Origin of the sequence: Helicobacter didelphidarum (assembly GCF_003364195.1) — a bacterium.
GTDB lineage: Bacteria > Campylobacterota > Campylobacteria > Campylobacterales > Helicobacteraceae > Helicobacter_A > Helicobacter_A didelphidarum.
The window spans coordinates 24,298-36,574 of record NZ_NXLQ01000016.1; the positions used below are offsets into that span (position 1 = coordinate 24,298).

The 12,277-nt window shown below is 35.7% G+C and carries 12 protein-coding genes; 2 read left to right on the plus strand and 10 right to left on the minus strand.

The annotated features are described in order from the left end of the window. Nucleotides 1-17 precede the first annotated feature (17 nt). Together CQA53_RS07210 and hisG are read left to right on the plus strand one after the other, a co-directional pair. Entirely contained in the window at nt 18-659 is a 642-nt protein-coding gene (locus CQA53_RS07210) for a type III pantothenate kinase (RefSeq protein WP_115543342.1), read from the plus strand. Nucleotides 660-667: 8 nt separating this feature from the next. Next, nucleotides 668-1,285, plus strand: coding sequence for an ATP phosphoribosyltransferase (gene hisG / locus CQA53_RS07215; RefSeq protein WP_115543343.1), 618 nt, complete (start codon nt 668-670; stop codon nt 1,283-1,285). Nucleotides 1,286-1,326: 41 nt separating this feature from the next. Here the strand turns inward: hisG and CQA53_RS07220 are convergent, their stop codons facing one another. The 10 genes from CQA53_RS07220 to CQA53_RS07260 all read right to left on the minus strand — a co-directional run bounded on the left by CQA53_RS07220 (nt 1,327) and on the right by CQA53_RS07260 (nt 12,259). Further along, on the minus strand, nt 1,327-2,847 hold the full coding sequence (locus tag CQA53_RS07220; protein ID WP_115543344.1) for a dynamin family protein: 1,521 nt from the start codon (nt 2,845-2,847) through the stop codon (nt 1,327-1,329). 33 nt (nt 2,848-2,880) lie between these two features. Beyond that, a complete protein-coding gene (locus tag CQA53_RS07225) occupies nt 2,881-3,177 on the minus strand; it encodes a hypothetical protein (protein ID WP_115543345.1) in 297 nt (98 codons plus the stop codon). A 1-nt stretch (nt 3,178) separates the two neighbouring features. Further along, complete coding sequence (locus tag CQA53_RS07230) at nt 3,179-5,371, minus strand: dynamin family protein (RefSeq protein WP_115543346.1); 2,193 nt, start codon at nt 5,369-5,371, stop codon at nt 3,179-3,181. A gap of 18 nt (nt 5,372-5,389) precedes the next feature. Next, a complete protein-coding gene (locus tag CQA53_RS07235; protein ID WP_115543347.1) occupies nt 5,390-5,797 on the minus strand; it encodes a hypothetical protein in 408 nt (135 codons plus the stop codon). Nucleotides 5,798-5,806: 9 nt separating this feature from the next. Further along, nucleotides 5,807-6,649 carry an HNH endonuclease gene (locus tag CQA53_RS07240; RefSeq protein ID WP_115543348.1) on the minus strand — a complete coding sequence of 281 codons (843 nt, stop codon included), beginning with the start codon at nt 6,647-6,649 and terminating at the stop codon, nt 5,807-5,809. A 19-nt stretch (nt 6,650-6,668) separates the two neighbouring features. Next, nucleotides 6,669-9,851: an ATP-binding protein gene (locus CQA53_RS07245; RefSeq protein WP_115543349.1), complete on the minus strand. Its 3,183-nt coding sequence runs from the start codon at nt 9,849-9,851 to the stop codon at nt 6,669-6,671. Between the two features lie 293 nt (nt 9,852-10,144). Next, the gene (locus CQA53_RS13580; RefSeq protein WP_281271177.1) at nt 10,145-10,273 is read right to left on the minus strand and encodes a hypothetical protein; all 129 of its coding nucleotides are present in this window, start codon (nt 10,271-10,273) and stop codon (nt 10,145-10,147) included. 144 nt (nt 10,274-10,417) lie between these two features. Next, nucleotides 10,418-11,140, minus strand: a complete 723-nt coding sequence (locus tag CQA53_RS07250) for an arginyltransferase (RefSeq protein ID WP_115543350.1) — start codon at nt 11,138-11,140, stop codon at nt 10,418-10,420. Nucleotides 11,141-11,150: 10 nt separating this feature from the next. After that, nucleotides 11,151-11,732 carry a queuosine precursor transporter gene (locus CQA53_RS07255; protein ID WP_115543351.1) on the minus strand — a complete coding sequence of 194 codons (582 nt, stop codon included), beginning with the start codon at nt 11,730-11,732 and terminating at the stop codon, nt 11,151-11,153. Next, complete coding sequence (locus CQA53_RS07260) at nt 11,729-12,259, minus strand: hypothetical protein (protein WP_245945763.1); 531 nt, start codon at nt 12,257-12,259, stop codon at nt 11,729-11,731. Before CQA53_RS07260 ends, CQA53_RS07255 begins: the two co-directional genes overlap by 4 nt. Nucleotides 12,260-12,277: the final 18 nt, after the last annotated feature.

Here is a 12,277-nt window from a genome sequence, read left to right on the forward strand (position 1 = left end):
AAGTGAGAGGTTTGAGAATGTCAAATGTGATTTTATGTGATATTGGTAATTCTTTCTTGCATTTTTATTATTCAGGGAGGATTTGGCGTGAAAAGCCAAACGAAATCTCTGCGAAAAAGCCACATATTCCAATTTATTATATTAGTGTGAATTTAAACTATGAAAAAAAACTTTTAGATTCTCATAAAAAGTGCATTAATCTTGAACCCTATGTTGATATTAATACCTCATATACAGGGCTTGGCATTGATAGAAAAGTAGCTTGCAAAGCGATTTCAAATGGTATTATTATCGATGCAGGAAGTGCAATAACAATTGACATTGTTGAAAATAATGTGCATTTAGGGGGGTATATTCTACCCGGTATTAGCTCATATCAAGATTTTTATCGTCAAATTTCATACGCACTTGATGTAAATCTTGATTTGAGTGTCAATCTTTATATGCCACCTAAAAATACAAAAGAAGCGGTAAGTTTTGGGATTCTCAAAAGTATCCTTTTAATGATAAAGCATACTTCCCAAACAAAAAAACTTTATTTCACAGGCGGTGATGGGAAATTTTTTGCTAAATTTTTCGAGAATAGTATTTTTGATAACACACTTGTATTCAAAGGTATGCAACAAACGCTTAAAGAAATCGAAAAACAACATAACTAGGAGCAAATATGCTTACTATTGCGTTACCAAAAGGCAGGATAGCAGAAGAAACACTTTCGTTATTTGCCCAAATATTCCAAAAAAAAATAATTTTTAATGATAGAAAACTTATTTTGCAAACAGGTGATTTTACTTTTTTATTAGTGCGTAATCAAGATGTGCCAACTTATGTGCATTATGGTGCAGCAGATTTGGGCGTTGTAGGTTTAGATGTTTTAGAAGAAAAAGATGATATAAATATCGTGCGACTTTTGAATCTACATATCGGAAAATGTAAGGTTGTGCTAGGAAGTGAATGCGGAAAGCCGATTAATTACCTTAAACCGCGTATAAAGATTGCTACAAAAATGACAAATATTACACGCAATTTCTTTTCAAGTCGTGCAATCGCTGTTGATGTAATTAAGCTCTATGGCTCTATTGAATTAGCTCCTTTAGTAAATCTTGCTGATGGCATTGTAGATATTGTCGAAACAGGTAGCACAATGAAGCAAAATAATCTACAAATTGATGAAGTCATCATGGAATCAAGTGCCTATCTCATCGCAAATCAAAATAGCTTTTATTTACAAAAATCTAGCATTCTTCATCTCCAAGAGCAACTCAAACAACTCACTTCTAAATAAGAAAAATATAATCTTAGAAAGTTTTCGCATTCAAAGAGAGATTATTCATATTTTTCTAATATACTCTTTGCCAAAAGAGTAAGAAAATCATTCAATATCTTTTGCTCAATCTCTCCTAAATGTTCCAAAACCGCGTGATTCAAAGAAATATCTTGAATATAGTTAGCAAATTCCTCCTCCCAATTCTCTTGAAAGATGTTTTTAAACTTCTTAATAATTGCTTCGAGTTTGTCTTCATCATCAAATGAAAGTGCATGTGAATTTTTTAATATTTTTGCCATTTTATTATATTCTGATGAGGTGCAAAATACTTTTGGATTATCAAATCCATTCTTTTTAGCCACCTCTACCACTTTTTGCTTTGCCTTCTCCTCATGATAAAACCAAAAATCCTTCAAACTTTTATAAAAATTCTCCACGCTACTATTATCAATCTCGCTTAACGAACTATTATCGCGCAAAGCCAAGTCTACCTTATTAATGATGAAAAATGCTTCAAAATCCTTGTCTTTTTCTTTTCTCTCTTTCAAAAGATTCCATAATTTACCCTCCAGATTCGCGTCAAGCTGTCCATAATCAAGCACGAAAAACACCATATTTGCTTCATTTTGGATAATATCCTCCGTGATTTGCTTATGTCTTGTCCCAAACTCATCGGTATTATTTGGTCCCGGAGTATCGATAAAGATAAAGTTTAAATGCGAATCTGCTGTGTTTTGAAAGATTTCAAAATCCCAATCAAGATAAATCTGCTTAACCCCTTTGTATCGCTCCTCACTTTTGAGAGAATCTTTTTTCGCATAGTGTTGCAATTCTTGACGCACCTGCTCTTGCGAAAGGGCGATTGCTTTGCCATTTTCAAAGACTATTCTTGCACCATTATTATCTCCATCATCATCAGAGAAAATATATACAGGGCAATCACTCGTCGCCTCACTAAGACTAGGGAGAATCTCCTCGCCAAACCATGAGTTAATCAGTGTCGTTTTTCCCGCGCTCATATTCGCTATAATCGCTATTTTGTAGGGCGAATAGAGAAGGGATTTTGCCTTTTTTATTTGTCTTTTATCAATAAAAATACCAAAGATAGTCAATATCGCCTCAACCTTTTGTGCGGAATCAAGCTTGAGATTCTGAAATGCGGATAAAACTTTGTTCAATCTCTTTTGTTTCTCTGATACTGACACAATTTCACTCTGTTTTTCTTGTTCCTCTGGTGGTACAAGTGCCAAAGTCTTGAAAATATTTATAATACCACTATTCACAAAAGATGTAGAATTTTCTGTTTCAAGCTGCTTTTTCATTTTTGGTGTTTTATCTCTCTGCATATTACCTTCAGCATAGATACTCCATGTTGTGCCAATATCTTTTTGGGCTAATTGTCTCGCGATAAAATCCTGCAGTAATCGCAATGACATATCTGGAAAATCATCAAAAAATTCATCATCTACACTTGTAATTATTCCCTGCTTTTTTTTGACTTTCGATTCTAATTCTTGTTGTCGCTTAAAAGTATCTTGTTCCCATGCTTGAACCCATGAGAAAAAATCAAGTTCTTTCATTATTCACCTCTCTATAAAAATGTAACACTGATTCTAGTGTGGCTTATTTTTTAGTGCCTTGTCTATCATTTCTACTAAATCAGAATGCTTTTTAACAATATGTGAGGTTTTCATATCTTCTAGCGTCTGGTAATCTTTCTCTTGAATAGCCTCTTCGATTACCGCTTTATTTATACGATAATCTTCCTCATCTGATACTATTTTGCCATATTGTGGTCGTGGTTGTGATTGCTTGACATTATCTTGTGTCTCCTTATTACGCAACGCATACACGGCAATTCCTGCACCTACTACGACTAACGCACCTATGATAAATCCTGCATTTGGCATATTATTGCTCCTTATGAAAATGTGGTGTCAAATCTCTCAAATCTCTCCATTGAGATTTGAGTTTTTGTAATTCTGCTTCTTGCTCCTTCACACTATTCCGCAATTCTCGTATTTCCTCTCGCTTTGCGTCCTCGAAGTCCTCAAAGAGCTTGGTGCTTGAATCTTTATACTTCTCTATAGTGTCCTTATGTTCCTTAATCTCATCATTTTCAAACGATTGGATTAAGTCTTTCATGCTCTCATTAATGCTTCTCTTTAATGCTGGACAATCGATAGTAAATTCACTTTCTGCATCAGCGACTTTTTCTCGCACTCTTTTGGAACTCCCCCAACTAAATGGATTATACCACTTTGATGTGCTGACCTCGTATGTCTCATAACGAGCCTCTTGGAAATTATAGGCTAATGCACTCTCTGGCATCTTGATTTTTATTTCTGCTGTGTCGGCATAGTCTATATCTGGGGCTTTGAAAGTCTGTGTCTTGGTATGAAGAGTTCTGCTCAATGCTTTTTCTAGTTCGTCTTGATAAGCTCGCATACACTCATCAAAATCCGATTGGAAATGATGATATTGATTCTTTATATCTGAACGCACATTGGTATAATCTCTCTTGCACTCATTGATAAGCTCGACGATATAGCCTTGCATGTGCGTATTGACTTTTTGCGCTAATTGCTTTTGATTTGTGGAAGAGTCTAATGACACTTTTTCTTTTTCGCTTAAATCTATATTTGTGGTATCTGCTTTTTTTGTTGCCTTTTTTGCTGCATTATTGTTTGCTCCATTAGCCATCATGCGTGCAAAAAATATAGCCTTTTTGGTTATCGTATCCACTTCTCTTGTGAAGTTTTGCTCTATTCTCTCTTCTATAATCTCTTGTATAGAATCTGTGTATTGACGCACGATTCTAACAATCTCGCCGTCCATTTTTTTTCGCATTGTATGAGATTCATTGTTGAGGAAATGTTGGGCTTTTGTGAGATTTTCTTGTGCCTCCTCTTTTGGTTGTCCTAAGAGTTCTTCTCTTTCCTCTAGTCTTTGTGATTCTCTATGATAGACTTCATCGATACGAGATTCTGCTGTGATTTTGACTTTATCACCGACACTTTTTTGGATATAGGCATTCATATCACTTTCGAGTTTGCTGATACCTAGATAGTCTATAAACTCATCTTCTGTCTTATCGAGTCTCTCAAAATGCTGTTTTCTAAAGAGGTCAAGTTTGTCTTTTTCGTCCCAACTTTGATTTTTATCACGGGCAAGGAGCTGAAAAAACGATGACACAGGATAAATCTCTGGATTCTCTATGCCATGTTTTTTGGCTGCGGCTTGTATTTTCTCTATCGCTTTTGCCTCATGTATGCCCCAACGTTGTTTTTTGAACTGGGCAAACTCTTCCCTATCTTTTATATCATTAGCCCCCTTAAAGTTATCATTCATCGCCATATCTATCTTATTGATTATAAAATAAACTTCAAAGTTTTTATCTTTGTCTTTTCGCTCTTTGATAGTATGCCATAGCCCTTGCTTATCACTCTCAAGATTCGCATCAAGCTGCCCATAGTCAAAGAGAAATAAAGCGAGATTAGCTTCATTCAGCACCTTTCTTGTTTGGTCTTGATGTTTCTCTTTGTAGTCATCTCCTGTGCTATTTGGTCCCGGAGTATCGATAAAGATGATTTTGATATGCTCCATATTATCAGAATCCACCTCATCATTTGCAGAGTTTTGGATAGAGCGAAATGGATAGTATAAATCTATTTTCTCTACATTATGGTATCGACTATCTTGTATCTCCTCATCTTTTTGTGCGTAGAGTTTTATCTCTTTCTTTAGATTCTCTGTGATTTCTACCGGCTCTCTCCCTGCTGAAGTATCAAAATAGATGATAGCCCTTTGCTCAATCTCTGGCTCGGAATAGATAAATGTCGCACAATCTGTTGTCGCATGATTGAACGCCGGTAAGACTTCTTCACCAAACAAAGAATTGATAAAAGTCGATTTCCCCGCACTCATATTTGCCACAACTGCGATTTTGTATTCTTGATTATTCAGTTTGCTTTCAATCACTTGAAGTTTGTTCAGCGGATTCTCACTGCTCTCTTCACTTGTCATCGGGGGATACTTCTCAAAATATGCCCTTAGTTCATCTATCTTTATCTTTAACTCTTTTGTTGTGATTTTTCTTTGCATTATTGCTCCTTTATAAAATTATAAAAACATATCTTGTATGTTAATCTCTATTTTCCCCTTGATAATAAAAAATGCAAGTCCATTTTCCATATCACAATCTGTATCAAAAAGCACACCCCACGAATCATCTCTATCAAAATAAAGCGTAGTCGGAGTGAGAATCTCTTCTAAGTTTGGATTCTCTAATTCATAAGTTTTTTTGCAATATTCTTGCAATTTTTGCTTTATTTCTGCTTCATTTTGCATTAAAAATGCCTTGTAGTTCGCATAATTTTCTCTTTGTGTATCTGTAATCGGAGCTTCATCATACGCCCTTGCAACCACTTGAATAGAATATGTTTTACTAAACAATAACAAGTTATCTTGCTTCTCCCAAGAAGAGTCATATTGCATTGTGCCAAATACTTTATCGTTGATTGTTTTCATTTATGCTCCTTATAGTTGTTGTTTTTTTGCAGATATACCACCGCTATGTGGCGTATTATCGTGTATTTCTCGTGAGGCTAAATCCATTGTTTTCATATCGCCTCTTTCATGCCAAGTAAGGTTATTTTCTCTACGATAGTTTCGCACATCTTCTGCACTCCATTCTTTACCATCTTTACTTTCTTGTGTCCATTGCTTTGCTAACTCTTTATCAGCTTTTGCAAAATTGATATTTCTCTTCTCTGTAAAATCATCAACTTCTACACTCGCTTCAGAGATTTTAGAAAAGTCTGGTTCGCCGTCTTTAAATTCAATTTCTTTGATTTTATGTTTCTCTAGTATCTCTCCCCAAGTTTTATCTTCAGGATTAAAAACTTGTGGTTTATACTCCTTATCAGGTAGCCAAGTAGAGTTTCCTACTTCACCACTCCACTTACCATTTTTTACAGGAGTTCTTAAATCTCTTCCCTCATGATTTGTAAAAGCATGCTGTAATCCAACGGAATCTTTTTGCCCCCATGCTTCTCGTATAGAATCTGCCATTTCTCGCAGTGTTGGCATTTCAGGCTTCCAATCCGTATTGCGAGGCATGTCCCTTAATGTCGGCATTGCATCAGATTCTCTCATTGGCTGATATGGAGACATTTCACGCAATGTCCTATCCAAAGGCGAATAGACTTTTGCAGATTCTAAAGACTGAAAATCCTTTGGGATACTCTCCCTTGACTTCTCGAAGTCTTTGGGGATTATCTCTCCTGCTTTCTCAAAATCCTTTGGGATTTCTGATAACTTTGCTTGTGTCGCCTCTTTGACTTTTGATTCTAATGCTTCTTTTGCTATTAAGCCATTCATACTTTCTCCTTTTTCAAACTTATATTTTACTTAACTGCAATGTGTAATACAGCAAATCACTCTGTGTATGTGCAAAATACTTATTCCAAATCACCTCATATTGGTAATCTTGCTCTTCTCTTGTCTCGTATTTCGTATGAATAAAGCCATGTATTTCCTCATTTATCGCAGCATATTCTTTGAGTATCCAAAAGCAATCAAAGAAATCGCTTTTGCCATTTTGCTCATAATGCGTTTTGCAATGCCTCATAGCTTGCGTAACATTTTTTAGCTTTTTATGTTGCAAATATTCTTTCATACTCGCGATAGAATCTTGTATCTTTTCTTCTTCATTCTCATTGAGATGATTTATTAGTCGCAACATTTCTTTGTAGATAGAGAGATAACAATCGATATTCTTATAGTATGTAATACTTGAGATATAGCGAAGTTCTTGCCAACCTTTAAGGAAGAGATAGACATTGAGCCTTTTTTCCTCATCTGTGAGAGGGGGAGAATCTGCTTTGCGCTTCCCCTCACAAATAAGCGAGGTAAAATCTCCAAAGCTCTTTTGTAACTCACTCGTAAAAAATGCGGATAATAATAGCTCTAGCACTGCCTTTCGTGCTTTGAATGATTCAATGCTATTAAGCCTTTCGCGTTTTTCATAGGGCAGATAGAATCTTTGCTCCAAAAGAAACTCATATTGATAGCCATAGTCTTGTGCTATGCGAGATTCTAAAAATTTATGTATAAAATCTGTTATTTTGCTTTGCATTCGCTCTTTTAATGCTTTTTGCGAAAGTGTAGAATCTGCTTTATTTGGGTAATTCTCAAACCTTTTGATTTTCACCATAAAGGCTTGATGAATGTCTTTATTATGCACGATGGCTTCACCTGCTTTGAGTTCTGCTATATCAAGGATTTGCTTTTCATTGAGATTGATTGCATTGCCTACTAGCTCCCTATCTTCTTTGTCCATTGTGCGATGAAGTATCTTCACATTGGTATTTTTGATGACATCTCTATGGAGCTTTGAGGCGATTTGGTCAGCGATTATTATCCCCTCGCCAAAAGAGCGGATTTCAGCTAAGATATTTGTAAAGGTCTCTACCGCTTTGCCCCTCGCATTCGCCTCTTCGCTACTCTTATCAAGTGAGATATTTGGCAGAAGTCTATGGGCTTCTTCTATGATTGTGAGGTGTTTGAGCTGATTATGAGAATCTCCTTCGCTTTCTCGATACTGATAGAGTTTATTCAGCAATAATCCCATAAGAAAAGATTTTTCCTCATCATTCGTGATGTGAGAAAGCTCGATTATCGTGGGTTTTTCAAACAAAACTTCAGAGTGAAACGCATGACGAGAATTAAAAATCTTCCCCTTTACGCCAAGCGTGAGATTGCGTATCCTCGTCTTTAGTGCAGCTTTGAGATTGCTATCTAATTCTCCCGCATATCCTGCTTGTTGCACGACAGAATCTATCTTTTTGCTCAAGTCAATCATATTTGGAAAAAGCAAGCTTTCTCTTTCTTTATCAGAATCTTTTGCGGAAGTAAAAGACACATTATCCTCTGTCTCAAAGCTCCAGCCTCTATCCCTATATACTTCACTTATCGCTTCTTCTAAGATAGCGGGCATTGGACCATACATAGGAAATGCGGAGCTAAAAGAGACTTTTAACATATCGACATGCTTTGTAAGCGTGATTGCATTTCCTTTTTTGTCCCTGCTATGTTCAAAGACAAAAGGATTAAATCGAAAAATATCATCACTTGCGCCGGGACGAAAGATTTGTAAATGTGGAATATGCTCTATCAAGCCTTTATACTCACTCTTTGCAGGTTCTATCACAAGAAATGGAATCTTTTTACCAAAATGATTCTTGATTTCCTCACTTTGCAGGGCAGTAAGGATATGCTTAATCGTATTTGACTTCCCGCCGCCTGTGATACCAGAGACGAAGAGATGAGAATTGAGAGATTCTAAACCCAGCACAAAATCTTGATGTGTCGGCTTCTTTTTGTTTAAGACATTGCCAAGTATTATGCCCTCTTTGGTTTTTGCCTGTGTCAGCCCAAAACTAGAGATATGAGAGACACTGATACCCTCTATATCATTACATGGCATTGCCGTAAGGATACTAAGCTCCTCTGTGCTTAATGCCGAGCTTAATCCGCTAAAAGAGTTATGAATCGGGTGTTGCAAAAGGCTAGAATAGACCATAGGTAGCCTTTCTGTATAAATGCTATGATGTGCAAAATCTTTAAAATCTTGACTAAACCGCAATGCTTCAAAATGGCTCTCATCGCCACTATACACACTCTTTAGCGTATGCTCCAGCATATCAAGCGTGAAAGAATCACTCGCACTAATGTAGAGGGCGGTATTCCACATACCATGATTTAGTCCTTTTTGGAATCTCTGTATATAGGTATCGATGAGTTCCTCACAATATTGAGCTGTCTTATTCAGCTCCTCTATCGTTATCCCTGCGGTGTGCGTATCTGTTCTACTTTGACTTATAGCCGTGCTTTCGTTAGTAGAGACTGAAGTTGAAGTCGTGCGCGAAGTGCTTGTGCTTGTAGTTGTTGATGTAGTGTTGGTTTTTGTCAAATTACTTGTAGCACTCATTATGCCCCCTGCAAACGCCCCACCAATTATTCCTCCAACATAACCACCTTTTAAACTCCCTGCGACAACCGCACCAACCCCAGCTACTGCTGCACCAATTCCCAATGCCTTGCCAAGTGTGCTTTTCTCACTTATCCCCTCTGAATAGCTTTCACTCTCTGTTTCTCCATGAGATTCACTATGGGATTTACTACTACCTTTCGTGTCAGTTTTACCTTGAGAATCTGCCCTACTCTTTTGGGCATTTTTACTGATTTTCACAAACTTATGCACCTCATCGCCAAGCTCTCTATAACCCTGCAAGATTTCTTGTATGATGGCTTGAGGGTAGCTCTCTGCTACAATGATGATTCGAAATTTTTGGTTGCTATTATCAGCATTCAAGGCATTTCGCAGTGGAAAAATAATCTTTTCTAAGCCTTGTTTGTATTCTTTATCAGAATCTCTTTTGAGTGAGGGGACACCAAGCATAGCCTTATTATGCGGGAGAGATTCAAGACGCGGAGTGATTTTCAATCCTTGCTTTGTCGTGCTATTGTTTAAGCTTGTCTTTTGTGAAGTTTTTACTTCAGAACCTGAATAAATGCCCAAGAATGTGTTTTGGAGGAATTGCTCACTTGTATTTTGAGAATCTACCCTATCAGAATCTCTTTTCTCTAATCCTAAGAAAAGGGAGATTCCATGTTTATCACTCTCAATGACATAGGCGAATTTTCCACCTTTTGAGGCGGCGGCACTTAAGATTTGCTCAAAATCAACTAAATGTATATCGCTTTTGTCTTTGTCTCTATCGTAGCAAATATGTAAGATTTGGATAAAATCGAATGTTGCATTATCTTCGATTTCAATTTTTTCGAGATTGAGATTCTCAAAATTCCTTCTTTCTAGGAAAAATTGTAGGGTTTTGCTGAATTCCCCCCCCCCCCCCCGATAGTGAGTAAATCTTGCACTACGGGGCTTATGTCACTTCTTGCTAAATTCTTTTCTTTTGCTGAAGGCAAATTATCTTTCATAGCTTTCCTTATTATGAGAATGAAATGTTGATAAGATATTAAACATCTTTCTATTAACTTATATTATAATACATAATCTTAAATGATGTATTTTTCTATTTTTATTTCGATATTCCCTAACCCATTTTTTAATTAAATTAGATTCTAATCATATCTCTTCCAATGCACCCTATCAAAGAAATCTGCTTCATTTAACAAAGCCTCAAATGGTCGGAATCTATATTTATATCCCATAGATTTATGATTTTTAATCCAATATCCTGGATAAAGATATTTTAATCCCAGTTTCTTTGCTAGATTCAGCAATAATATTATATTTAATGTTCCCAAACTAAGTCTCTCATAATCATGGTCATAAAAAAAATAGTTCGCACTCATAGAATCTTGCACAATGTCAAAATAGCTTACCCCAATTAATCTTCCATCACGATACATACACATTTCATAACCAAAAAATTCACTACCCATAACAAATGAATTTGTATATCGTTCTATATCAATATGATTCATTCCCCAACCCTTTTTATTCATCATCTTTGTATGGTATTTTACATAGAGACATACGCGTGCATCATTTGTGAGTGGGCGTCTAATTTGCATAAAAGTATCAACATTTTTTTTCAGAATCTTTTTCATGTTATTGCTGATTTGAAACTCTTGCACCAATTGACGAATGGTAACACAAGACTTGCATTTTGGACATTGTGGCACAAAATAATACTCGCCAAATCGCCTATAACCTCGCTCCAAAAGTCCAGAGTAAAAATAAGGTGTGCAATCTTTAATTCCCAAATAACGGAATTGACTTTCCCTATCTTCATAATACGAACAAGGGTGAATGTCAGATAAAAAATCAAAATATTCCATTTTTTATGACCTATTTACTAAAGAATTGAAATTTTTTATAAGTTTTAATAGCAATAAGGTAGAAAACTGGTATATCAAGCAAATTAACAAGAAGTTTGATACCATAATCTGAAATAAAAAGCATAAATACATCATAATAAGGCATTGTAAAAAAGAATGCGACATGAAAAAAGATAAAAGTATCAACAAGTTGCGCAATCCCTGCACTTACACCATTTCTCAACCACCAAAAAGATGGATATTTTTGCTTTAAACGATAAAATACAACGACATCTAAGAATTGTGAAATAAAAAATGCACTCACGCTAGCGATTGCAATCGTTGGAGTTGTTGCAATGAATAACGAAGGTAAAAATGTAAGCAACAATCCAATCCTTAATGCACGCATAACATCTTTGCGATTAAATTTCTCACTTAAAATATCCATAATAAGAAATGAAAAAGGATAGCTCAATGCACCATAAGTAATATGTGTATCAAGGATTCTAAATCCTACCAAATAATTTGATAATACAATAATGCAAGCAAAGAGAATGGCAGAGCCATACAAGATTTTATTACTCATTGGGATTTCTCGTGGTTGATAGCTCATAACCTATCTCCTTTGTGGAGTTCAGAAAGTTTTAATACAAATTCAACCTCACTTTTTGTAATACGAAGCTCTTTTGAGATAGCATCAATTGTGTAACCATTTTTAAAAAGCTCAAGGATTTGTTTCTCATTTCTTTGTTGTGAAGGTGTGTTAAAATGTCCTAAACCGCGCAATCTCTCTTCTAAAATAAGAATCTTATCTTCGAAATAATCCCTATCACTTTGTAAGCCATGTTGCAACGAAAGAATGTCCGATTTCATATCAGCAAGAGCCTTAAGAGTATCATTACTCATTTGTTTTTCTTGAGGTTTTTTATCAGATTCTAAAATCCATTTTTGAATCTTATAGATTTCCTTATTAACATCTTCTATGGAATGTTCTAATTGTGCAATTTTACGTGCACTTTCTTTCTCTTTCATTGTCATATATAGCAAAACAATAATAATCATGAGGATAAAAAGTCCAGCGATAACGACGCTCATAACTTCATAACTAACATTCATTAAGTTTAATAATTTTGTATCCATAGATTTCCTTAAAATTTT